Origin of the sequence: Streptomyces sp. NPDC088732 (genome assembly GCF_044751205.1) — a bacterium.
Taxonomy (GTDB): domain Bacteria; phylum Actinomycetota; class Actinomycetes; order Streptomycetales; family Streptomycetaceae; genus Actinacidiphila.
In genome coordinates, this window is record NZ_JBIVLI010000011.1 from 248,189 (window position 1) to 270,858 (window position 22,670).

At 73.5% G+C, this 22,670-nt stretch carries 24 protein-coding genes; 7 read left to right on the forward strand and 17 right to left on the reverse strand.

Annotated elements, in window-relative coordinates:
• The 3 genes from ACIP9H_RS20580 to ACIP9H_RS20590 form a co-directional block, all read right to left on the reverse strand.
• Positions 1 to 1,284 (reverse strand): glycosyltransferase family 4 protein, encoded by a 1,284-nt coding sequence (locus ACIP9H_RS20580; RefSeq protein ID WP_401960066.1) that lies wholly within the window; start codon positions 1,282 to 1,284, stop codon positions 1 to 3.
• A gap of 193 nt (positions 1,285 to 1,477) precedes the next feature.
• Positions 1,478 to 1,984: a transglycosylase family protein gene (locus ACIP9H_RS20585; protein WP_401960068.1), complete on the reverse strand. Its 507-nt coding sequence runs from the start codon at positions 1,982 to 1,984 to the stop codon at positions 1,478 to 1,480.
• A 115-nt stretch (positions 1,985 to 2,099) separates the two neighbouring features.
• Positions 2,100 to 2,750: a transglycosylase family protein gene (locus tag ACIP9H_RS20590; protein ID WP_401960070.1), complete on the reverse strand. Its 651-nt coding sequence runs from the start codon at positions 2,748 to 2,750 to the stop codon at positions 2,100 to 2,102.
• Positions 2,751 to 3,290: 540 nt separating this feature from the next.
• Here ACIP9H_RS20590 and ACIP9H_RS20595 point away from each other — a divergent pair.
• Together ACIP9H_RS20595 and ACIP9H_RS20600 are read left to right on the forward strand one after the other, a co-directional pair.
• Positions 3,291 to 4,067 carry a hypothetical protein gene (locus ACIP9H_RS20595; protein WP_401960072.1) on the forward strand — a complete coding sequence of 259 codons (777 nt, stop codon included), beginning with the start codon at positions 3,291 to 3,293 and terminating at the stop codon, positions 4,065 to 4,067.
• 177 nt (positions 4,068 to 4,244) lie between these two features.
• Positions 4,245 to 4,496 (forward strand): hypothetical protein, encoded by a 252-nt coding sequence (locus ACIP9H_RS20600; RefSeq protein WP_360906197.1) that lies wholly within the window; start codon positions 4,245 to 4,247, stop codon positions 4,494 to 4,496.
• Between the two features lie 22 nt (positions 4,497 to 4,518).
• Here the strand turns inward: ACIP9H_RS20600 and der are convergent, their stop codons facing one another.
• From der to aroH, 5 genes are all read right to left on the reverse strand, one after another.
• On the reverse strand, positions 4,519 to 5,976 hold the full coding sequence (gene der / locus ACIP9H_RS20605) for a ribosome biogenesis GTPase Der (protein WP_401589398.1): 1,458 nt from the start codon (positions 5,974 to 5,976) through the stop codon (positions 4,519 to 4,521).
• A 75-nt stretch (positions 5,977 to 6,051) separates the two neighbouring features.
• Entirely contained in the window at positions 6,052 to 6,711 is a 660-nt protein-coding gene (locus tag ACIP9H_RS20610) for a lysophospholipid acyltransferase family protein (protein ID WP_401589401.1), read from the reverse strand.
• Positions 6,708 to 7,397, reverse strand: a complete 690-nt coding sequence (gene cmk / locus ACIP9H_RS20615) for a (d)CMP kinase (protein ID WP_401960077.1) — start codon at positions 7,395 to 7,397, stop codon at positions 6,708 to 6,710. The genes ACIP9H_RS20610 and cmk overlap by 4 nt, the downstream gene beginning before the upstream one ends.
• 134 nt (positions 7,398 to 7,531) lie before the next feature.
• Entirely contained in the window at positions 7,532 to 8,617 is a 1,086-nt protein-coding gene (locus ACIP9H_RS20620) for a prephenate dehydrogenase (RefSeq protein ID WP_401589407.1), read from the reverse strand.
• A complete protein-coding gene (aroH, locus tag ACIP9H_RS20625; protein ID WP_360906193.1) occupies positions 8,614 to 8,976 on the reverse strand; it encodes a chorismate mutase in 363 nt (120 codons plus the stop codon). The genes ACIP9H_RS20620 and aroH overlap by 4 nt, the downstream gene beginning before the upstream one ends.
• Before the next feature lie 110 nt (positions 8,977 to 9,086).
• Here aroH and ACIP9H_RS20630 point away from each other — a divergent pair, with 110 nt between their 5' ends.
• The 5 genes from ACIP9H_RS20630 (at position 9,087) to ACIP9H_RS20650 (ending at position 12,005) form a co-directional block, all read left to right on the forward strand.
• Positions 9,087 to 9,449: a DUF952 domain-containing protein gene (locus ACIP9H_RS20630; protein ID WP_401589412.1), complete on the forward strand. Its 363-nt coding sequence runs from the start codon at positions 9,087 to 9,089 to the stop codon at positions 9,447 to 9,449.
• Positions 9,450 to 9,537: 88 nt separating this feature from the next.
• A complete protein-coding gene (locus ACIP9H_RS20635) occupies positions 9,538 to 10,215 on the forward strand; it encodes a hypothetical protein (protein ID WP_401960079.1) in 678 nt (225 codons plus the stop codon).
• Positions 10,216 to 10,284: 69 nt separating this feature from the next.
• On the forward strand, positions 10,285 to 10,881 hold the full coding sequence (locus ACIP9H_RS20640; RefSeq protein ID WP_401589417.1) for a DUF6529 family protein: 597 nt from the start codon (positions 10,285 to 10,287) through the stop codon (positions 10,879 to 10,881).
• The gene (locus ACIP9H_RS20645; protein ID WP_401589419.1) at positions 10,878 to 11,282 is read left to right on the forward strand and encodes a Rieske (2Fe-2S) protein; all 405 of its coding nucleotides are present in this window, start codon (positions 10,878 to 10,880) and stop codon (positions 11,280 to 11,282) included. Before ACIP9H_RS20640 ends, ACIP9H_RS20645 begins: the two co-directional genes overlap by 4 nt.
• An 18-nt stretch (positions 11,283 to 11,300) precedes the next feature.
• The gene (locus ACIP9H_RS20650) at positions 11,301 to 12,005 is read left to right on the forward strand and encodes a DNA polymerase beta superfamily protein (RefSeq protein WP_401589420.1); all 705 of its coding nucleotides are present in this window, start codon (positions 11,301 to 11,303) and stop codon (positions 12,003 to 12,005) included.
• On the opposite strand, the gene ACIP9H_RS20655 is transcribed toward ACIP9H_RS20650, so the two are convergent.
• The 9 genes from ACIP9H_RS20655 to ACIP9H_RS20695 all read right to left on the reverse strand — a co-directional run bounded on the left by ACIP9H_RS20655 (position 11,970) and on the right by ACIP9H_RS20695 (position 22,530).
• Complete coding sequence (locus ACIP9H_RS20655; protein WP_401589499.1) at positions 11,970 to 12,953, reverse strand: ADP-ribosylglycohydrolase family protein; 984 nt, start codon at positions 12,951 to 12,953, stop codon at positions 11,970 to 11,972. The genes ACIP9H_RS20650 and ACIP9H_RS20655 overlap by 36 nt on opposite strands.
• 20 nt (positions 12,954 to 12,973) lie before the next feature.
• A complete protein-coding gene (locus ACIP9H_RS20660) occupies positions 12,974 to 13,750 on the reverse strand; it encodes a DNA polymerase beta superfamily protein (protein ID WP_401589423.1) in 777 nt (258 codons plus the stop codon).
• A 106-nt stretch (positions 13,751 to 13,856) separates the two neighbouring features.
• Entirely contained in the window at positions 13,857 to 14,924 is a 1,068-nt protein-coding gene (locus ACIP9H_RS20665) for a pseudouridine synthase (RefSeq protein ID WP_401589425.1), read from the reverse strand.
• A complete protein-coding gene (gene scpB / locus ACIP9H_RS20670; RefSeq protein WP_401589428.1) occupies positions 14,924 to 15,583 on the reverse strand; it encodes an SMC-Scp complex subunit ScpB in 660 nt (219 codons plus the stop codon). Before scpB ends, ACIP9H_RS20665 begins: the two co-directional genes overlap by 1 nt.
• Complete coding sequence (locus tag ACIP9H_RS20675) at positions 15,576 to 16,724, reverse strand: segregation and condensation protein A (protein ID WP_401960083.1); 1,149 nt, start codon at positions 16,722 to 16,724, stop codon at positions 15,576 to 15,578. The genes scpB and ACIP9H_RS20675 overlap by 8 nt, the downstream gene beginning before the upstream one ends.
• Before the next feature lie 60 nt (positions 16,725 to 16,784).
• Positions 16,785 to 17,432 (reverse strand): hypothetical protein, encoded by a 648-nt coding sequence (locus tag ACIP9H_RS20680; RefSeq protein WP_401589433.1) that lies wholly within the window; start codon positions 17,430 to 17,432, stop codon positions 16,785 to 16,787.
• Positions 17,417 to 18,499: a ParA family protein gene (locus ACIP9H_RS20685; RefSeq protein WP_360906182.1), complete on the reverse strand. Its 1,083-nt coding sequence runs from the start codon at positions 18,497 to 18,499 to the stop codon at positions 17,417 to 17,419. Before ACIP9H_RS20685 ends, ACIP9H_RS20680 begins: the two co-directional genes overlap by 16 nt.
• Before the next feature lie 365 nt (positions 18,500 to 18,864).
• On the reverse strand, positions 18,865 to 19,980 hold the full coding sequence (gene ald / locus ACIP9H_RS20690) for an alanine dehydrogenase (RefSeq protein WP_401589502.1): 1,116 nt from the start codon (positions 19,978 to 19,980) through the stop codon (positions 18,865 to 18,867).
• A 258-nt stretch (positions 19,981 to 20,238) separates the two neighbouring features.
• Positions 20,239 to 22,530: an NB-ARC domain-containing protein gene (locus ACIP9H_RS20695; protein WP_401589436.1), complete on the reverse strand. Its 2,292-nt coding sequence runs from the start codon at positions 22,528 to 22,530 to the stop codon at positions 20,239 to 20,241.
• Positions 22,531 to 22,670: the final 140 nt, after the last annotated feature.

Here is a 22,670-nt window from a genome sequence, read left to right on the forward strand (position 1 = left end):
CTACGTCGCCCGCTTCGCCGGCGGCCTGACCCGCCGGACGGCGCGCTTGGCGGCGTCCTTGGCCGCGTAGGCCGCGCCGAGCGCCAGCGCTCCGGCGTGCCGGCCGGCGCCGCGCACCCGGCCCGCGGCGCCGGTCCTGCGGTCCAGCAGCTCCTGGAAGAGGCCGATGTACACCTCGGCGACCCGACCCGGGTCGTACCGGGCGCCCTTGAGCAGGGCGGCGCGGCCCATGCGCTTGCGCATCTCCTCGTCGTTGATCAGCCGCAGCAGCGCGGAGGCCATGGCGTCGATGTCGCGGGGCGGCACCAGCAGTCCGTCCACTCCGTGCTCGACGATCTCCCCGGGGCCGAGCGGGCAGTCGGTGCTGACCACGGGGAGGCCGACCCGCATGGCCTCGACGATCGTCATGCCGAAGGACTCCAGCGTGGAGGAGACGGCGAGGATCGAGGCCTTGGCCATCTCGGGCTCCATGGGTGACACCGGTCCCGTCAACCGGACGGTGCCGCCCAGTTCCAGCTCCTCGACGAGCCGGGCGAGCGACGCGCGGCGGTCACCGGTGCCGTACAGGCGCAGGCCCCAGTCCGGGCGCTCCGCCCTGACCTTGTCGAAGGCCCGGATGAGGTCCTCGTACCGCTTCACCGCGGCGAGCCGGCCGGCCGCGACGACGAATTTCGCCTTCAGGGCGCCGGGGGTGATCCCGGGGTCGGGCACGCTGTTGGGGACGGACCGCACCACGACCCCGGGGAGCCGGAGTCTGCGCCGGTAGGCGTCCGCGTCGGACTCGGTGGTGGTGATCACGGCGTCCAGGCGCGGGTAGAGGCGGCGCAGCACGAGCCGGAGCCGTACCGAGTGGGTCTCCAGGGTCAGGTGCTCCTGGGCGACCCGCACCGCGCGGCGCGGTGCCTGCCGTGCGACATGGACGTTCAGTCCGGGCCGGGTGCCGATGACGACGTCCGCCTCGAGCGCCGCGAGGTGGGCGGCGATGCGCTCGTCGGTGAGCGCGCTGTAGAGCCCGTGGCGGGCGTCCGCGGCCGGGAAGACCACGGCGGGCCGCTGGGCGAGCGGGTGGTCGCCGTCGTACGTCCCGCTCGTCCTGCGCAGGTCGACCAGGTGGCGCAGCCGCACGCCGGGGTCCAGCCGCAGCGCCGGCTCCTCCCGGTGCCGGAAGACCGAGACGATCTCCACGTCGTGCCCGCCGGCGGCGAGCGCGGCCGACAGGTTGAAGGTCGTGCGGATCGTGCCGCCGATGCCGTACCCGTTGTGGATCAGGAATGAGATGCGCATGCGTCCCCGTCGTCGTCGCGGCTGCCGCGGACCGTCCGTCCGCTCGGGCAGGAAGACCGCGAACGGGAGGGCCGGGTTGCCGGTCGTCGCATCCTTCCCCCGGAGCCGTGACGAATCCGACAGCCGTCGCAGCGCGATCTATCGTTCGCCCCATGTTTGCGTGCCGGAAAGGCACTTGTCGGCCGGCACCCGGCTACGGCAGGCGGATCAGCGTCCCCGGGGCGAGCGGGGCCAGTGGCTCGGGGGCGACGGTCGCCTCGTTGAGCCGGATCAGCTCGGCGGCGCCGCCGGCGACGGAGAAGCGCTCGGCGACACTCTGCAGGGTGTCGCCGGGCTGGACGGCGTGCGCCCGCCCGTACAGGCCCAGCTTGCGCGAGCAGGTCGGCCAGGCCTGCCAGCCCTGGCCGCGCAGGATCGCCTCCGCCACGGTGATCTGCCCGTCGGCGGTGGCCAGGTCGGCCCGGTCGGCGAAGTCCAGTCCGCCGAACGAGACCCAGGTGGGCTGGTAGATCTGCAGGCCGCCGTAGAAGCCGTTGCCGCTGTTGGCGTCCCAGCGGCCGCCCGACTCGCACTGCGCCACGTCCTGCCAGACCGGGGCGTGCGCGACCGGGTCCGCGACCGCCCGCCCGGCCACCAGGGCGGGCCACAGGGCGAGCAGGACGAATACGGCAGCGCGACGGCGAGGGGACGTGGGGGACATGGGGGCACGCTAGGCACCGCGCGGTGGAGGCCGCCGTCCGCCGCGCCCGGGGGGCACGACGCCCACCCGGTCGGAGCACGACCGGGCGGGCGCGGTGCGGACGGGTTCCGCGGCCTCAGACGGAGAGCCGCTGACCGGGGTGGATCAGGTTCGGATCGGCGCCGATCACGGACGCGTTGACCGCGTACAGCTTCTTCCAGCTGGTGCCGTGGTCGGCCGCGATGCGGCTGAGCGTGTCACCGGGCCGGACACGGTAGTTGCCGTGCCCCTCGACCCGCTGGTGCCCGCGGTCGCTGTGCCGCGGGGTGGAGTGCCCCGACGCCGCGGGGGCCTTGGCCGCGTTGGACGGCTTGGCCGGCTTGGATGCCTTCGGCGCCTTGCGGGCCGCCGGGGCCGAACCGCCGCCCGGCGCGCTGCCGTACGCCCCCGCACGTGCGGAGCAGGTCGGCCAGGCTCCCCAGCCCTGCGACCGCTGCACCTTGGTGGCGACGGCTATCTGCTGCTCCCGGCTCGCTCCTGCCGCGGTCGCCGCATAGGCGGTGCCGCCGTAGGCGCGCCAGGTACCGGCCGAGAACTGAAGTCCTCCGTAGTACCCGTTGCCGGTGTTGATGTGCCAGTTCCCGCCGCTCTCGCACCGTGCGATGCGGTCCCAGACCCCGCTGTCGGCCGCCTTGGCGGGCCCCGCGGCGGCCAGCAGGGCCAGCGGGGTCAGCGCGGCTGCGCCGGCGAGCAGTGCGGTCTGTCGGTACTTGGCGTTTACGGCCATGGAATCCCTCTCCACGGACCCGGGGTTCCCCCATGGCGCCGCACATGCCGTGCGGCCCCCGGCGGACGACGGCCCCGCGCATTGGACGCGGTGCCCCGTCCCCCTCGCTCGCTGAACGGCGGTTCACTGATCCGCCGTCACCCTCCGTACGAGCTCTCCCGGGTGGTGCTCTCTGCACACGGCGGGCAAATCTAGGCAGCGCAACCCCCTGTCGCCAAACAAATCCCCTTTCCTGCAGGCCAGTTGACGGTTACCTGGAGTAAGGCCGCATTCAGGACACCCGATTGATCGGGCTTTATCAGCGCATGTCAACACAGGGAATATGCGCCCTGTGACGTCTTTCACATGCACACCGGGCCCGGGAGGGGCCATCGTTGGACAAGAAGTGACCGGCTCCGCACGGCCGTTCACCCTGTGCACGCAGCAAGAGCAGTGCGAGCGAACCAACCCGTGACTCCCGCCACAGATCGGCCGTTGTCACTGTGTGCCGGGCAGGGCCCGGCAAAGGAGCCTGTAGCCGTACATTCCAAGGAGGCTTTCGTGCCGCCCATGCTCGACGTCAGCGACGAGGTACGAGCCGAGATCGGCGATGAGGAGGCGGCTCGCCTGCTGGCCGGCGACAGCGCGCCGGGCACGTATGACTGCACCTCCTGCCGCACGCCGGGAGACACCTCGACGGAGCGCACCAGCACCGTGCTCTTCGTCGGCGAGGAGACCGCGGTGCTCGCCTTCGCGCACGCCACGTGCATCCCCTCGCAGGTCGTGCCGGTCTCGGAGGAGCAACTGCAGGGCGCCGTGGAGAGCATCTCCGGCAGCCAGGCGCCCGGTCCGGCCGGCGCCGCGCCGCGCCAGGCGGTGCTCGGCATCACCTGCGGCCTGATCCTGATCAAGGACCAGGTCTGCCCGGCCCTGGTCATCGAGCCCACCGGCCCGATCGCCCGGCCGGGCGAGAACAGCCCCGGCGGCTTCGGCGATGATTTCCTGCCGATTCTGATGGAGCAGGGCTTTGTGCCGGTCGGCGACCTCACCACGCCTCCCGCCCCGCTGCCCGGATGGTCCGTGCTGCTCGCCATGGGCCAGCTGCACGCCATCCTCCAGCCCGGCACGGCCGGCGCGTGGTGGCAGGCGCATCAGCCGCTCGCGGTGAGCGAGGGCTGGCGCGCGGCCGTCAACAAGTCCAACGAGGTGTACGTCTACGCCGCCCCGCACGGCACCATCGGCCAGCAGCCCCGCGAGGACCTGCTGCGCGAGGCACTGGAACGGGCGTGCGGGCGCGGAGTGCTCGTCGCGGCAACGATGCCCCTCTCCGGCACCTGATCCGACCGGTCCCCGTCAAGGCGCGTACGGAAGTCCGTACGCGCCTTTGGCCTGTGCGGGTGCATATGCGTAATTCATCCGTACGAACCGCATCCCGCGACATTTGCCGGTCGTTGGCACGACGTGCACACCTTTGACGCTTCCTCACGAGCCCCGTACCGCAGCCCGATCCCCCCCATGCGCACCGCGCAGGAGGCGTCCACGAGCGAGGGCACGCCGATCTACGACGCGCTCTACTCCGAGTACCGAAGGTTGTTCCGCACCCTCCCCGGCGACCGCACGGGTGAGGAGGAACTGCAGTTCAACGGCTTCGGCCCGCGGCATCTGCCGTCGTCCGCCGCCTATCGGGCGGGGCGGCACCGCACCCATCTGACGGAGCCCGCGGCGCTGCCCCCCGGCCTGCCGAACAACCGCCTCGGGGGCCTGTGAGACAGGCCCCCGAGGCGGGGCGTCACTTCTTGCGGCCGCGCTTCTCGCGGACCCGCACCGACACCTGGATCGGCGTCCCCTCGAAGCCGTACTCCTCGCGCAGCCGCCGCTCGACGAAGCGGCGGTAGCCCGCCTCCAGGAAGCCGGAGGCGAAGAGCACGAACCGCGGCGGCTTGGTGCCGGCCTGGGTGCCGAAGAGGATGCGCGGCTGCTTGCCGCCCCGGATCGGGTGGGGGTGGGCGGCGACCAGCTCGCCCAGGAAGGCGTTGAGGCGGCCGGTGGGGACCCGGGTCTCCCAGCCGGCGAGGGCGGTCTCGATGGCGGGGACGAGCTTCTCCATGTGCCGTCCGGTCAGGGCGGAGACGTTCACCCGCGGCGCCCACTGCACCTGGACGAGATCCTTCTCGATCTCGCGCTCCAGGTAGTAGCGGCGCTCCTCGTCCATCATGTCCCACTTGTTGTAGGCGATGACGATGGCGCGGCCCGCCTCGACGGCCAGCGAGATGATCCGGGTGTCCTGCTCGGCCAGCGTCTCGCTCGCGTCGACGAGGACGACGGCGACCTCGGCCTTCTCCAGGGCCGCGGCCGTGCGCAGCGAGGCGTAGTAGTCCGCGCCCTCCTGGAGGTGGACCCGGCGGCGGATACCGGCGGTGTCCACGAACTTCCAGGTCTTCCCGCCGAGCTCGATCATCTCGTCGACCGGGTCGCGGGTGGTGCCGGCCATCTCGTTGACGACGACACGCTCCTCGCCCGCCACCTTGTTGAGCAGGGACGACTTGCCGACATTCGGGCGCCCGATCAGCGCGACCCTGCGCGGGCCGCCGATCGTGTTGCCGAAGGTCTGCATGGGGGCCTCGGGCAGCGCCTCCAGGATGGCGTCCAGCAGGTCGCCGGTGCCGCGGCCGTGCAGCGAGGAGACCGCGAACGGCTCGCCGAGGCCCAGGTTCCACAGCAGCGCCGCGTCCGCCTCGCCGGAGGGGCCGTCGACCTTGTTGGCGCACAGCACGACCGGCTTGCCGGCCCGGCGCAGCAGCTTGACGACGGCCTCGTCGGTGTCCGTGGCGCCGACCGTGGAGTCCACGACGAAGACCACCGCGTCGGCGGCCTCGATCGCGAACTCGGCCTGCGCCGCGACGGACGCGTCGATGCCGAGCACGTCCTGCTCCCAGCCGCCGGTGTCGACGACCTTGAAACGGCGCCCGTTCCAGGTGGCCTCGTAGGTGACGCGGTCGCGGGTGACGCCGGGCCGGTCCTCGACGACCGCCTCGCGGCGGCCGATGATCCGGTTCACCAGGGTCGACTTGCCGACATTCGGCCGGCCGACGACGGCGAGCACCGGCAGCGGGCCGTGGCCCGCCGCCGCCAGGTCACCGGCGACGTCCTCGAGGTCGAAGCCCTCCTCGGCGGCGAGTTCCATGAACTCGGCGTACTCGGCGTCGCCGAGCGCGCCGACTTCGCCGTACTCGTTCTCGATGTCCATGAAAGCTTCTCCGTCGATCGTCAAATGTGCGGGGCCCGGCAGGGGCCGTCTGCCCCAGTGTGGATCAGGCCGGCGCTACGACACGCGGCCCGTGCTGCGCCGGGCGTGGTCCAGATGGGCGGTCAGGTGCTTCTGGATGCGCTCCGTGGCCGCGTCGAGCGCGGTCCGGGTGCGGCGTCCGCTGCCGTCCCCGGCCTCGAAGGGCTCGCCGAAGACGATGTCCACCTTGCCGCGGAACGGCGGCAGGCCGCGGATCAGCCGACCCGGCCGGGTCGTGCCGAGCACCGCGACCGGCACTATGGGCGCGCCGGAGCGCACCGCGAAGTAGGCCAGGCCCGCGCGCAGCTCCGCGAAGTCGCCCTCGCCCCGGGTGCCCTCCGGGAAGATGCCGAGCACCCCGCCGCGCTCCAGCACGCCCAGAGCGGTTGTCACAGCGGTGCGGTCGGTGCTGTGCCGGTCCACCGGGAGCTGGCCGATTCCGCGCAGGAACGGGTCCAGCGGACCGATGAACGCCTCCTTCTTGATCAGGAAGTGCACCGGGCGCGGGGAGGTCCCCATGAGCACCGGGCCGTCCACGTAGTGCGCGTGGTTCACCGCGAGGATCACCGGGCCCGAGGCGGGCACCTGCCAGGCGCCGAGCACCCGGGGGTGCCACAGGCCGTTGATGATCCCGATGCCGAGGCGGCGGCCTACGGCCACCCCCTTCGGTCCCGGAACCCTGGACGCGCCGGTCACGAAGCGTCCCGCTTCTCCCCGATCAGGGCGACGATGCGGTCGATCACCTGGTCGAGGGTGAGGTCGCTGGTGTCGACCTCGACGGCGTCCTCCGCCTTCGCCAGCGGGGAGGTCTTGCGGCCGGAGTCGGCCGCGTCCCGGCGGACGAGGGCGGCCTGGGTGGCCGCGAGGTCCACCACGCCGTTGCCGGCGGCCGTCAGCTCGCCGCCGCGGCGGGCGGCGCGGGCCTCAGGCGACGCGGTGAGGAAGACCTTGAGGGTGGCGTCCGGCAGCACCGTGGTGCCGATGTCCCGGCCCTCGACGACGATGCCGGCCGATGCGCCCGAGGCCGCCGAGCGCTGGAGCTCCACCAGCCGCGTGCGCACCTCCGGCACCGCGCTCACGGCGCTCACCGCGCCGGTGACCTCCTGGGTGCGGATCGGGCCTGAGGCGTCCGCGCCGTCCACCGTGATCGTCGGCCCGGACGGATCCGTACCGGAGATGATCACCGGCTTCTCGGCGGCCGTGGCCACCGCGGCGGAGTCGCCGACGTCCACGCCGTTGCTCAGCATCCACCAGGTCATCGCCCGGTACTGGGCACCGGTGTCGAGGTAGCTCAGCCCGAGCCGGGCCGCGACCGCCTTCGAAGTGCTGGACTTGCCAGTGCCCGAGGGGCCGTCGATCGCGACGATCACCGGATTCGACACAGTCGGGGGACCTTCCTTGTACGCGGAGCCTTGTGCTGCTGGCGAACGCCATCCCCACAAGGTTACCGGGCCACCCATTCGGCTCCGTACCACGTTTGCCGCCCCGCCATGGGGAACCCGCGCGGGGCCCGGGCTCAGGCCCGCAGATTCCACCCCTTCTCGCGCAGGGCGGCGGACAGCCGGGCCGCGGCAGCGGGCTCGACCATGAGCTGGACGAGGCCGGCCTGCTGGCCGGTGGAGTGCTCGATGCGGACGTCCTCGATGTTGACGCCCGCGTGCCCGGCGTCGGCGAAGAGACGGGCCAGCTCGCCCGGCTGGTCGCCGATGAGCACGGCGACGACCTCGTAGGCCTTGGGCGCGGAGCCGTGCTTGCCGGGCACCTTGGCCTGGCCCGCGTTGCCGCGGCGCAGCAGGTCCTCGATGCCGCCCGCGCCGGCCCGGCGCTTGGCGTCGTCGGCGGACTGCAGCGCCCGCAGCGACTCCACGGTGTCGGTCAGGTCGGCGGCGATCTCGGCGAGGACGTCGGCGACCGGCCCCGGGTTGGCCGAGAGGATGTCGATCCACATGCCGGGCTCGGAGCCGGCGATGCGGGTGACGTCGCGGATGCCCTGGCCGCACAGCCGCACCGCGCTGTCCTCGGCGTTCTGCAGACGCGCGGCGACCATGTTGGACACCAGGTGCGGGGTGTGCGAGACGAGCGCGACGGCGCGGTCGTGCGCCTCGGCGTCCATGACCACCGGCACGGCGCGGCAGAGCGCGACCAGCTCCAGGGCCAGGTTCAGGACCTCGGTGTCGGTCCGCGGGGTCGGGGTGAGCACCCAGGGGCGGCCCTCGAAGAGGTCCGCGGTGGCGGCCAGCGGGCCGGAGCGCTCCCGCCCGGACATCGGGTGGGTGCCGATGTACGAGGCCAGGTCGCAGCCGAGGGCCTCCAGGTCGCGGCGCGGCCCGGCCTTGACGCTGGCGACGTCCAGGTAGCCGCGGGCCAGGCGGCGGCGCTGCGCCTCGGCCACGGTCGTGGCCACATGGGCCGGCGGCACGGCCACGATCGCCAGGTCGACCGGGCCGGCGGGCGGCTCGTCGGTGCCCGCCCCGAGGGCGGCGGCGGTACGGGCGGCACGCGGGTCGTGGTCCTCCAGGTGCACCTCCACGCCGCGCGCGGCCAGCGCGAGCGCGGCGGAGGTGCCGATGAGGCCGGTGCCGATGACGAGGGCGGTCCTCACTGGGCGATGTCCTTGCGCAGGGCGGCGGCGGCGCCGAGGTAGACATGGGAGATCTCGCCCTTGGTGAGATCGCTCTCGACGTGCGCGAGGATCCGGACCACCCGGGGCATCGCGCCGGTGATGTCGAGCTCCTGCGAGCAGATCAGCGGTACGTCGGTGATGCCGAGCTTGCGCGCGGCGACCGCCGGGAAGTCGCTGTGCAGATCGGGCGTGGCCGTGAACCAGACACTGATCAGGTCGTCCACCGCGATGGCGTTGCGTTCCAGGATCGCGGTGAGCAGTTCCGCCACCTGTCCGTGCATGTGCTCCGCGTCGTCCCGCTCCAACTGCACGGCTCCGCGGACCGCTCGTACCGCCACGTCCCTGCTCCCTGTGTCCTCGCCCCGCACGTACCTGGTCAGCGTAGTCGCGGCGGCCCGGACGCGGCGGACACGCCCGTCCCGCGAGACGGGCGCGGTACAACTTGGGCATGATCTACCACCTCGTTCCCCTGGACGACTGGCTGCGCGACCCGGACCGGCCGTACGCCCCCTCGTCGCTCGCCGAGGACGGCTTCGTCCACTGCTCGCCCGACGAGGACGTGACCCTCGCGGTCGCCGACGCCTTCTACCGGCGCACGCCGGGCCCGCTGATGGTGCTGCTGATCGACGAGCGGGCGCTGGAGGCCCGCGTGCTGTGGGAGGAGGCCGAACCGGCGCCGCCGCCCGGCGTCCCGCCGGAGACCCGCTTCCCGCACGTGTACGGGCGCATCAACCGCAGCGCGGTGGCCGGGATGCTGGAGGTGCGCCGGGACGGTGACGGCCGGGCGGTGGCGCTCGCGGTGTGGTCGTAGGCGCCGTTATGTCCGAATACGCCCTGGACGCGGGGCGGGGATTCCGCTTCCATGGTGCCCGGGCCGCACGGCCTCGGGGGAGGCGGACATGCAGCGTTCCGGACCGCTCTACACGCTCCTCGCCGGGCTGGCCCTGGCGCTGATCATGCTGTCGCTCAACGCCACCACGGGGGACGTGGCCTCCTCGGCACCCGCCCCCTCCTCGGCACCCGCCCCCTCCTCGGCGTCTTCGGCGTCTTCCGCGCCCTCGCCGTCGTCGCCCCCGACGGCGCCGCCCTCGCAGGCCCCCTCGACCCGCGGCGCCCCGCCCGACGCCGACTACGCCGGCCGCACCGCCGACGGCGCGGCGAGCGTCGCCGTCGCCCTGCGCAAGGGCAAGGCGATCGCCTACGTCTGCGACGGCCGCACCAAGGAGGCGTGGCTGCGCGGCGACGTCCGGGACGACGGCACCCTGCGGCTCACCGGCGACCACGGCGCCCGTCTGGAGGCCACCCTGCGCTCCACCACCATCAGCGGCGACGTCGAGCTGACCGGCCTGCGGCAGCCCTTCCAGGCGCGCAAGGCGGTCAAGCCGTCCGGCCTGTACCGGACGACGGCCTCGGTGCGCGGCGCCAGGGTCGTCGGCGGCTGGATCGTGCTCCAGGGGGGCGCGCAGGTCGGGATCGTCTCGCGCGACGGCGAGCCGTCCGCCGCGCCTCCGATCGACACCGGGTCCGGCGCGGTGACCGTCGACGGCGAACGGCTCACCGCACTGCCCATCCCCTGACCGTCCGACCGTCCCCACGTGCCGTCCGTCCCCACGTGTTCGTCCCGCAGGCAGGAGCAGGAGCGCCCCATGAGCGTGGACCCGAACGCCGCCACCACGTCCTTCCCGGTGCCGCCGCCGCGCGGCGGCGGTCTGCGCGCCGCCGCCGTGTACCTCGTGCCCGCCCTCACCGCCGCCGCGGTGGGGGTCGGGCTGGGCGCGTACGGCAGGCTGCACGACCCCGCGGGCACCGCCTTCAACCTCGCGGGCTTCTCCGGCACGGGCGCGGTCAAGTCGTGGCTCGCCACCTCGGCCTTCGCCTTCGCCCTCGTCCAGCTGGTCTCCGCACTGGCGATGTACGGCAAGGTGCCGGGGCTGCGCGCGCCGTCCTGGACCGGGGCGCTGCACCGCTGGTCGGGGCGGATCGCCTTCCTGCTGTCGGTGCCGGTCGCGGTGCACTGCCTGTACGCGCTGGGCTACCAGACCTACAGCCCCCGGGTGCTGTGGCACTCGCTGCTGGGCTGCTTCTTCTTCGGCGCCTTCAGCGCCAAGATGCTGCTGCTGCGCGCCGAACGGCTGCCGGGGTGGCTGCTCCCGGTCGTCGGCGGGCTGGTCTTCACCGTGCTGACCGTGCTCTGGCTGACCTCTGCCCTGTGGTTCTTCCGCACCAACGGGATCACGACATGAGGCGGCGTGCGCTGCTGCTGTCCCTGGCGGCGCTCGCGGGGTGCGCCAAGTACGGCGACGAGAACCCGCCGGCCGGTGCCGCCGGGTCGCCGCCGGCCGCGGGCGCGGGCGCGGGCGAGGTCCTGGTGCGGGCCGACGCGGTTCCGGTCGGCGGCGGCACGGTCCTCGCCGACCGGAGGATCGTGGTGACGCAGCCGGCCGCCGGCGAGTTCAGGGCGTTCTCCGCCGTCTGCACGCACCAGGGCTGCGTGGTGAAGGACGTCTCGGGCGGCACGATCAACTGCCCCTGCCACGGCAGCAAGTTCAAGGTCGCCGACGCGTCGGTGGCCGCCGGGCCCGCACCCCGGCCGCTCGACCCGCGGCCGGTCACCGTGAAATCCGGTGAGGTCCGGCTCGCCTGACGCGTACGATCGCGCCCCATGCGCGACCACGACCTCGTACGCCACCACACCGTCTACGCCTGCGTCATGGGCTCGCGGGCCTTCGGCCTCGCCACCGACGGCAGCGACACCGACCGCCGAGGGGTCTTCGTCGCGCCCACCGCGCTGTTCTGGCGCTTCGCCAAGCCCCCGACGCACGTGGACGGCCCCGCGCCGGAGCAGTTCTCCTGGGAGCTGGAGCGCTTCTGCGAACTGGCCCTGCGCGCCAACCCCAACATCCTGGAGTGCCTGCACTCCCCGCTCGTCGAGCACGCCGACGCGACCGGCCGGGAACTGCTGGAGCTGCGCGGCGCCTTCCTCTCCCGGCAGGTCCACGAGACCTTCACCCGCTATGCCATGGGCCAGCGCGCGAAGCTCGAAGGGGATCTGCGCAACCACGGCGCTCCGCGCTGGAAGCACGTGATGCATCTGCTGCGCCTGCTGGTCTCCGCGCGCGACCTGCTGCGCACCGGTGAACTGCGCGTCGACGTCGGTGACTTGCGGGACCGCCTGCTGGACGTCAAGCGCGGCGAGGTCCCCTGGCCGGAGGCCGAGGCCTGGATGAACCGGCTCCACGAGGAGGCGGCGGCCGCCGCGGCGCGCTCCCCGCTCCCGGCCGAACCCGACCGCGCGCGCGTCGAGGACTTCCTCGTGCGCGTCCGCCGGGCGTCAGCCGCCGTCCCAGAGGTCGCCGAGGGCCAGTAGCTCCTCGCGGTACTCGATCCGCGCCACCCACTCCCCGGGCCACGCCGCCAGGCCGAGGTGGGCGCCCGCGAACGCCCCCGTGAGGCAGGCGATCGAGTCGGAGTCCCCGGAGGTGCACGCGGCCCGGCGCACCGCCGTCAGCGGCTCGTCCGGGAAGAGCAGGAAGCACAGCAGCCCGGTCGCCAGCGCCTCCTCGGCGATCCAGCCCGCCCCGGTGGCCAGGCACGGGTCCGCCTCCGGGTCGGGCGCGGCGAGCGCCGCGTCCAGGCGGTCCAGGACTCCCAGACACTCGTCCCAGCCGCGGCGGACGAAGTCGTCGGGGCTGTGGTCGTGCGCGAACCGCCACAGGTCGCCGAGCCACCACTCGTGGTAGGTCCCGCGGTTCTCGTGCGCGTACGCCCGCAAGCGAGCGGGCAGTTCGGCGGGCGCCGCGCCCTGCGCGAGGACGTGCACGGCGTACGCGGTCAGGTCGCTCGCCGCCAGGGCCGTGGGGTGTCCGTGGGTCAGCGCGGCCTGCAACTGCGCGACGCCGGCCCGGTCGCCGGGCCTCAGCCCGGGGACGAGGCCCGCGGGGGCGACGCGCATGTTGGCCCCGCAGCCCTTGGAGCCGGTCTGGCTGGCCTCCTGCCAGCGCAGGTCCGGGTGGTTCAGCTTCTCGCAGGCGATCAGGCAGGTGCGGCCGGGGGCGCGGTTGTTGTCGGGCGAGTGGTACCAGTCGACGTACTCCTCCCGCACCGGCCGCGCGAGCCGGGACGGTGTGAGCGGGCCGCGGTCCACGGCGGTGCGCAGGCCGCGCCCGAAGGCGAGCGTCATCTGCGTGTCGTCGGTGACGAAGGCCGGGCGGGGCAGCTCCATGGCACGCCACGGGCCGCACTTGGCGAGGATCGAGGGGACGTCATTGAACTCGGTCGGGAAGCCGAGCGCGTCGCCGATGGCGAGACCGGCCATCGCGCCGGCGGCCGGCCGCCTCACGCCGCCGCCAGCCGGGTGCGGACCACCAGGTCGTGCAGCGCGTCGTACGCGGTCGGCTCCGCGGGCAGCCGGGAGGCCTGCTCGGCCTCGTCCAGGGCCGCCTGGAGCGCCTCGACGTCGGCGCGCGCGCGGCGCGGGTCGAGGTCCATGGCCAGGCCGTGCTCGGCGTGCGCCTTGTCCCGGATGAGGTCGCGGACGTATCCCGGTGCGGCCTGGAGCTCCAGCAGGGTCGGCAGATGGGCCTCGACGGTGCCGGTGCGCATGAGGTGGATGCCGGTCAGCAGGACGCGGAACGTGTAGAGCAGCGGCTTGAGTTCGCCGGTCTTCTCGTACAGCTCCCACTGGGTGCGGCCGAAGCCGCGGTAGTGGTGCGCGTGCCGGTGCGTGACGACGCCGGGCGCGAGGTCGACCAGCTGGGCGTGGACCCCGCTGGTGTGCACCACCAGCGGGGACAGCAGCTGCTCCAGCACATAGCCGTTGCGGCGCAGCATCAGGCGCGCGAACTTCAGCAGGTCGTGGGTGACCAGGTCGAGTTCGAGACCGTCCTGCTCCCACATCCGGGTCTGGGTCTCCTCCCCCTCCCGCAGCCCTATGAGTTCGGGCAGCGGCAGGAGGTGGACGCCGCGCACGTCCACGTCCGAGTCGTCGGAGGGGAAGCCGTACAGGTGCGCCCCCGAGACGGTGGCGAACAGCAGCCGGTGCCCCTGCCGGGCGAGTACCGGGGTGAGTTCGGGGAGCCCGGCTTCGCGCAGCCGCTCGGCGTGGATGGTCATCGCCCCATCCTTCCCGCAGGTGGGGCCTGCGGGAAAGTCTTTATGGGATGAGAAGTCGATCAGAAGATCTGCCGGTCTCCCGCGCACCCGCGGCCGGGCTCCGGGATCAGAGGTCGACCTCGCGCATGAGCATGCCGACCTCGGTGTTGGTCAGCCGCCGCAGCCAGCCGGACTTCTGGTCGCCGAGCGCGATCGGGCCGAAGCTGGTGCGCACCAGCTTGTCCACCGGGAAGCCGGCCTCGGCCAGCATGCGGCGCACAATGTGCTTGCGGCCCTCGTGCAGGGTCACCTCGACGAGGTAGTTCTTGCCGGTCTGCTGGACGACCCGGAAGTTGTCGGCGCGCGCCCAGCCGTCCTCCAGCTCGATGCCGCTCTTCAGCTGCTTGCCGATGTCGCGCGGCAGCACCCCGTTGATCGCGGCGAGGTAGGTCTTCTGCACGCCGTAGCGGGGGTGGGTGAGGCGGTGGGCCAACTCGCCGTGGTTGGTGAGCAGGATGATGCCCTCGGTCTCGGTGTCCAGCCGTCCGACGTGGAAGAGCCGGGTCTCCCGGTTGGTGACGTAGTCGCCGAGGCACTGGCGGCCGTCGGGGTCCTCCATCGTGGAGACGACGCCGGCCGGCTTGTTCAGGGCGAAGAACAGGTACGACTGCGTGGCCACGGTCAGCCCGTCGACGCGCACCTCGTCCCGGTCCGGGTCGACGCGCAGGCCCTGCTCGGTGACGATCGTGCCGTTGACCTCGACCCGGCGCTGCTCGATCAGCTCCTCGCACGCACGGCGCGAACCCATGCCCGCCCGGGCCAGCACCTTCTGCAGCCGCTCGCCCTCCTGCTCGGCGCCGGGGAAGGTCTTGGGCAGGTTCAGCTTGGGCTTGTCGTGCCGCGCCCGGTTGCGCTCCTCGATCTGCGCGTCCAGCTCCCGCGGACGCGCCGGGACGGACTTGCGCGGCTTGCCGGAGGCGCCGCCGGGCCGGCCGGCGCCGCCCCTGCCCTTCCCGGGCTCGCCGGGGGCACCGCCGCCGACGTCGTAGCGGCGCTCCTCGGGACGGGGCCGGCGCGGGCGCTTCTGCTGGTCGTCGCGCTCACCGCCGGACCTCGACCCGGGCGTACCACCACCGGCGCCCCGGTCGTTCCGGTTGCCACCGCTGTTCCTGCCGCTGCCGCTACTGCTTCGCATCAAGTTTCCGTCGTCGAGTCCGGGTCGAATGAGGGGACGCCCTCCAGGGAGTCCGCCTCGACGGCGTCCGCCTCCGGGAGGAAGGGCGCGAGCTCGGGCAACTCGTCCAGGCCGCGCAGGCCCATTCGCTCCAGGAAGTAGTTCGTCGTCCTGTACAGGATCGCACCTGTCTCGGGTTCCGTCCCACACTCTTCGACCAGACCCCGCTGCAGCAGGGTGCGCATCACACCGTCGCAGTTGACGCCGCGCACCGCCGAGACCCGCGAACGGGACACCGGCTGGCGGTAGGCGACGACCGCCAGGGTCTCCAGCGCGGCCTGCGTCAGCCGGGCCTGCTGGCCGTCCAGGACGAACTTCTCCACGGCCGGCGCGAAGGCGGGCCGGGTGTAGAAACGCCAGCCGCCGGCGACGAGCCGCAGGTCGAAGCCGCGGTTCTGGGCGGTGTACTCCCCGGCCAGCTCGCGCAGCGCGGCGGCGACCTCGCGGCGCGGGCGGTCCAGCACCTTGGCCAGGGCCTCCTCGGTCGCCGGCTCGTCCACGACCATCAGGACCGCCTCCAGCGCGGGGCGCAGCTCCAGGTCGGCCGTCGTGAGCAGCGCGGCGGGCGGCTCCCCGGCGCGCTCCCCGGGGGCGGTCCCCTCCGCGGATCCGTCAGTCATCCTTCCCGTCCTTCCTCGCCGCGGGGTCCTGGTCGAATTCGTCGGTGACGAGCGGCTGCTCCGGCGCGCTCTCGCCGCCCGTCCAGCGGACCTGGAGTTCCCCCAGGGCCTCTTCCTGGTCCAGTGCGACCGCCTTCTCGCGGTACAGCTCCAGCAGCGCCAGGAAGCGGGCGACGACCGTCAGCGTGTCCGGCGCGTCGAAGGTCAGCTCGCGGAAACTGGCCTCCCCGCGTTCGCGCAGCACGGCGATCACGTGCTCGGCCTGCTCCCGGACGCTCACCAGCGGCGCGTGGATGTGGTCCACGTACACCTGCGGCTTCGGCTTGGGCTGCATCGCCTTGACGGCGAGCTGCGCGAAGCGCTCCGGGCCGATGCTCAGCACCACCTCGGGGAGCAGTTCCGCGTGGTGCGGCTCCAGTCCCACGGTCCGGGGGTAGTACAGCGCCTCCGCCTCCAGGCGGTCCGCGAAGATCGCGGCGATCTGCTTGTACGCGCGGTACTGGAGCAGCCGCGCGAACAGCAGGTCCCGCGCCTCCAGCAGCGCCAGGTCCTCCTCGTCCTCGACCTCCGCGGCGGGCAGCAATCGCGCCGCCTTGAGGTCCAGCAGCGTCGCGGCGACCACCAGGAACTCCGTGGTCTGGTCCAGGTCCCAGTCCGGCCCCATGGCGCGGATGTGCGCCATGAACTCGTCCGTGACCTTCGACAGCGCGACCTCGGTCACGTCCAGCTTGTGCTTCGAGATCAGCTGGAGCAGCAGGTCGAAGGGGCCCTCGAAGTTCGCCAGCCGCACGGTGAACTTCCCGTCCCCCTCCCCCGCGGCCGCGGGCGCGCCCTCGGGGGCGTCCGGAGCCTCGTGGAGGGCTTCCGGGACGGCGGCGGGCGCGACGGGCGCGGGGACGGCGGCGGGGGCCTCAGGGACGGCCTCAGGGGCCTCGGCGGGGGCCGGGAGGACGAGGGACGGCTCCGCGGGAGGCTCGGCGGCCGGCGCGAGGGGGGCCGGGCCGTCCGCGTCGGCGGCGCCGGGGGCCGCCGGGGCCACGGGCGCCGGCGGCTCCGCGTCCGGGGGCGGCGGAGCCGTGCCGGGACCGCGGCCCAGGAGGCGGCGGGAGCGGGAGGAGCTGGCGGAGTCGTCGGAGGGCATTCAGGTCCAGGTCGTGCTGCGGAGCCGTGCGGAGGACGGCACCGTATCGCGCCGGAGGCGTCAGCGGCCTCGGAGGCGGCGGACGAGGATGCTCGCGTCGCCGCGGGACTCCAGGTCGGCCAGGACGACGGCGACGGCCTCGCGGACGATGCGGCCCCGGTCCACGGCGAGGCCGTGCTCGCCGCGCAGGACGAGGCGGGCGTGCTCGAGGTCCATCAGCTCCTCGGCGGAGACATAGACCGTGATCTTCTCGTCGTGGCGCTCGCGGCCGCTGGGCCGGCGCGGTGCGCGCCCGGACTTGCGGCGCTGCTGCTGGGCCGGCTGCACGGGCTGCGGGGCGGCCGCGGAGGGGGACGCCGGCCCGGGTGGCCCGGCGGGCGGCTGGAGGGTGCGGCGGCCCGGCTGGACGGCCGGGGAGGCCTGTTCCGGCACGGGACGCGCGGCCGGGGCGGGTTCGCCGTCCCGGCCGGTGTGCTCGGCGGCCTCGGCGGGGGCCGCGGACTCCTGTACCGGTGCCTCCTCCGCCGCCTCAGGTTCCTCGGCGGCGGACGGGCCCGCGGGGGCCGGGACGGGCCTCAGGGGGCGGTCCGCGCTGTCACCGGGAGTCTCACCGTTGGCGTGCTGCCGCGGAGTCGAGGGCTGGAGCCCCCGCCCCCCGGTGGTCCGGAACAGTTCGTCGGCCCCCGGGAGACTCACTCGGCGTGACACCGGGCGAGCACCTCCCTGGCGAGCTGGCGATAGGCGGCCGCGCCCACCGAGTTGGACGCGTAGGTGGTGATCGGCTCTCCGGCCACCGTGGTCTCCGGGAAGCGCACGGTCCGCCCGATGACGGTGTGGTAGACGTGGTCGTCGAATGCCTCGACGACGCGCGCCAGGACCTCGCGGCTGTGCACGGTCCGCGAGTCGTACATCGTGGCGAGGATGCCGTCCAGTTCCAGCTCGGGGTTGAGCCGCTCCCTGACCTTCTCGATGGTCTCGGTCAGCAGCGCGACGCCGCGCAGTGCGAAGAACTCGCACTCCAGGGGCACGATCACCTGGTGCGCCGCGGTGAGCGCGTTGACGGTCAGCAGGCCCAGCGAGGGCTGGCAGTCGATGATGACGTAGTCGTAGTCGGGCAGCAGCGGCTTGAGCGCGCGCTGCAGCGAGGACTCGCGGGCCACTTCGCTGACCAACTGCACTTCGGCGGCGGACAGGTCGATGTTGCTGGGCAGCAGGTCCATGCCGGGCACGGCGGTCTTCAGCAGCACCTCGTCGGCCGAGAGCCCGCGTTCCATCAGCAGGTTGTAGACCGTGACGTCCAGTTCCATCGGGTTGACGCCGAGACCGACGGAGAGCGCGCCCTGCGGGTCGAAGTCGACCAGCAGCACACGGCGGCCGTATTCGGCCAGTGCGGCACCGAGGTTGATGGTCGACGTCGTCTTGCCGACGCCGCCCTTCTGGTTGCACATGGCGATGATCTTCGCCGGGCCGTGGTCGGTCAGCGGGCCGGGGATCGGGAAGTACGGCAGCGGGCGGCCGGTGGGGCCGACGCGTTCACGCCGCTGACGGGCCGCGTCGGGCGCGAGGGTGGCCGCGTACTCCGGATCGGGCTCGTACTCGGCGTCGGGGTCGTAGAACTGACCGTCCTGCAGCTCTTCTTCGTAGTGCGCCATGGGAATCGGGGTGCGTGCCTCGTTGCCTTGGTTGCCTTGCCCGGGCCGGCGCGCCTCGAAGGTGCGGACGGCCACGGAGCCCACCGCCTCCAGCCTCGCGGAACCCTCGGCCTGAACGGTCATTCCTGGCTGACCACCCCCGGGAGCAAATGTCGACTCATTCACAAGTCGTCTTACCTCCTTGGTGACCAGGAAACTTCTCAATAGGTCAGCGTTGCAGCATGCCGACGGTTGGCGACTCTATGGCGTGTCGGTGGTTCACAGCAACACAATCCACCGGACACGGCACGATGTGTCGGCAACCGAACGCGCCGCTGTCAAGGGCGTAACGGGGTCGCCGCCGATGTTTCGCCGAGGGACGAATCGGCAAAACGGTATGGTTCCACGCGAACGGCCGGGCCTTGAACTGGCAAGGCCCGGCCGTGGGTACCGGAGGGGCGGCGCGTTGACGCCGGACCAAAAAGTCGATCAGTCGACTCAGCCGACGATCACGCGAGCAGCGACGCCAGGTCCACCGAGTCCATGCCGTGCGCCTCGGCGACAGGACCGTAAACGACCTGGCCCTCATGGGTGTTGAGGCCCTTGGCGAGCGCGGCGTCCCGGCGCAGCGCCTCGCGCCAGCCGCGGTTGGCCAGTTCCAGGATGTACGGCAGCGTGGCGTTGGTGAGCGCGTACGTCGAGGTGTTGGGGACGGCGCCCGGCATGTTGGCGACGCAGTAGAAGACCGAGTTGTGCACCGTGAAGGTCGGCTCGGCGTGCGTGGTGGGACGCGAGTCCTCGAAGCAGCCGCCCTGGTCGATGGCGATGTCGACGAGCACGGAGCCCGGCTTCATGCGGGAGACCAGCTCGTTGGTGACCAGCTTGGGGGCCTTGGCGCCCGGGATGAGGACGGCGCCGATGACCAGGTCCGCGTCCAGGACCGCCTTCTCCAGCTCGAAGGCGTTGGAGACGATGGTCTGCACCTTGGTGCCGAACACCTTGTCCGCCTCGCGCAGCTTGTTGATGTCGCGGTCGAGCAGCGTGACGTGGAAGCCCATGCCGATGGCGATCTGCGCGGCGTTCCAGCCGGAGACGCCGCCGCCGATGACGACGGCCTTCGCCGGGGCCACGCCCGGCACGCCGCCGGGGAGCACACCGCGGCCGCCGGCCGAGCGCATCAGGTGGTAGGCGCCGACCTGCGGGGCGAGCCGGCCGGCCACCTCGGACATCGGGGCGAGCAGCGGCAGCTGGCGGCTGGCCAGTTCGACCGTCTCGTACGCGATCGCGGTGGTGCCGGACTCCAGGAGCGCGTCGGTGCACTCGCGGGAGGCGGCCAGGTGCAGGTAGGTGAAGAGCGTCTGGTCCTTGCGGAGCCGGTGGTACTCCTCGGCGATCGGCTCCTTGACCTTCAGCAGCAGGTCGGCGGTCGCCCACACCTCGTCGGCGGTGGGGAGGATCGCGGCCCCGGCGGCCACGTACTCCTCGTTCGGGATGGAGGAGCCGAGGCCGGCGTCCTGCTCGACGAAGACCTGGTGGCCGCCTCGGACGAGCTCGTGCACGCCGGCGGGGGTGATGGCCACGCGGAACTCGTTGTTCTTGACCTCGCGGGGGATGCCGACCTTCACGTCGATCACGGTCCTTGTGTGGGGAGCGTCGGGTTTGCCAGTGCTCAGGTCTCCGACACCCGGCACACCGGTGGATACCAGCCGGTACCCGCTGATGTCAGTCGATGTCAGGGTACGTCGGACCTGACCGCGATGTTCGCGGTGTGACCAAGTGTAGTGAAGGAAGACTCGCTGTCCAGCCTTACAAAGTGACTACTTTCCTGGAAGGCATTGGCAGTTTCGTAGGTAGCGGCCGGTCAGTCTGTGCCCCTTGGGGCGTCAGCCCTCCTCGGCGCCCGCCGTCTGGGGGATCTCGGAGGCCGGGAGCAGCCGCCGGGCGGCCGCCCGCTGCAACCGCGCGCCCGCCGGATCGCCCAGCCGGTCCAGGGTGTCGGCCATCCGCAGCAGCACCGCGCCCTCCAGCCGCCGCTCCCCCGCCTGCCGGGCCCAGTACAGGGCGTCGCGGCAGGTCCGCAGCGCGTCCTCGGGATGGCCCGCGTACTCCTGCACCCGGGCCACCTCGGTCAGCGCGCGGGCCTGGGACGGCAGGTCCTTCAGCCGCCGGTACGCGGTCACCGCCGCCCGCCACTCGCGCAGCGCGGGCCCGTACCGTCCGGCGTACGTCTGCAGCGCGCCGAGCCGGCCGTGCAGCCTGGCCGCGTGGACCAGCTCGCCGCGCGCCTGGCGCAGCGCGAGCGCCCTGCCGTACCAGTCGGACGCGCGCTGCGGGTCGTCCAGCTCCAGGTAGGTACCGGCGATCGCCTCCAGGGCGCGGCCCTCGGCGTCCCCGTCGAACCCCTCACGGGCGGCGACGAGCGCGGCCCGGTAGCGGTCGAGGGCGTCGAGCGGGCGCGCGCCCTCCACGTCGAGGTCGCCGATGTTGAGCAGGGCCGCGGCCTTCTCGCGGTGCAGTCCGCGCCGCTGGGCCACGTCCAGGACGAGGTGGTGCAACTGGTAGCGCTCCGCCGCGTTCTCTCCGCCGCCCGGGTCGGCGGCCAGCGCCCGCACGAGCGCGGCCATCAGCCGCCGGGCCAGGGTGTCCAGTTCGCCGTCGGCGACGGCCAGCCGGGCGGCGGCCAGCAGCACCGGCAGCCGGTCGCGCAGCCACGCCGCCGCGGCCGCGCGGTCCGCGAAGCGCAGCGACTTGGGCAGCCCGTCCGGCTCCGCACCCGCCTCCTCCAGGCCCAGCCGGCAGGCGTGCAGCAGCCGTACGGTGCGCTCCAGCATCCGGGCGCGGGCGAGCTGCGTCTCGGCGGGCCGGTCGGTGTCGCGCAGCAGCTCGCGCAGCGACGGGGTAATCCAGCCCGGCACGCGGTACTGCCGGGGCAGCGGCGCGTCGGCGCCCGTGGGCTGCTCCGTGTGCAGCAGCCCGCAGCCGGCCAGGTTCTCCAGCGTCGCCTCGGCCTCACCCACCGAGCAGCCCGCGAGCGCCGAGGCGGTCTGGGCGTCCGCCAGGCCCGCCGGGGCCAGCGCCAGCAGCCGCAGCATCCGGGCCACGACGGGGGCGAGGGCCCCGTACACGAAGCGGAAGGCGCGCAGCAGCTCCGGCGGGGCGGTGGCACGCGGCCCGGCGGCGGCCGCCGGCGCCGCAGCGGGCGCGGCGGCCTTCGCGGGGGCGGGTGCGCTGCGGGCCACCACCCGGGCCCGCTCGTCGACCGGCAGGGCGTCCGCGGCACCGCGGCGGCCGACGTCCTCGCGCAGTACCCCGTCCCCGGAGGTCGGGGCGCCCGGCACGGAGTCGCGGGCCGAGCCCGGGGCGGGTGCCGGGGCGTCGATCCGGATGTCGTGCAGGCGGCGGGTCGCGTCGGCGACGGAAGTGCGCGGCTGGGTCGCCAGCCACGCCCCGATCAGGCGGAGGGCCGCGGGATGACCGCCGCACTCGTGGGCCAGCGCCTCGGCGGCCTTGGGGTCGTTGGTGATCCGGACCCGCCCGACGGCCTGGGCGAGCAGGTCCACGCAGGCGACCGGGTCGAGGCCGCCCAGGGTGCACGGCCGTACGTCGGGCACGCCGGGCAGCGGCCCCTCCGCGGTGGCCACGAACAGACTGCCGGAGCCCTTGGGGAGCAGGTCGAGCAGTTGCCGGGGGTCGGCCACGTCGTCCAGCACGAGCACCGCCCGGCGTCCGGCAAGCGCGGTGCGCAGCGCCGCAGACAGCTCCGCGCCCTCCGCCCCCGGCTCCGCGTCGGCCCGCAGCGCCCGCAGCAGGGCCCGCGCGGACTGGTCGGACGGCACGGGTTCGCCCTCGTTGTCGCTGAGGCGCACGAAGAACTGCCCGTCGGGGTAGCGCGCGGCGACGTCGTGGGCGAGACGGAGCGCCAGCGAGGTGCGGCCGGAGCCGGGCCGGCCCGCGACCAGCAGCACGCGGCTCCCGTCGGGGCTGCGGCCGCGCAGTGTCGCCAGGCCCGGCCGGTCGATGTCGGCCCGCAGCTCCTCGAGCTCACGGCGGCGGCCGACGAAATGGGGCACGTCGGGCGGGAGCGTGCCGGGGGCGGGGGTCTGCACCGACGGCTCCCGGAGGCCGTCGTCCGAGGCCGCCACCGATGCGTCGGCGTCCAGCACGTGATCCGCCACGGGCCCACTCCCGTTCTGAATGAGAACGGGACGAGCCTAGTTCACGGGGCGGGTCCGCCCCCCTGACGCGACGCGGCCGGGAGCACCAATGATCACCCACCCGGACGATCCGATGGTCCTACCGGGATCCGGCGGCTACG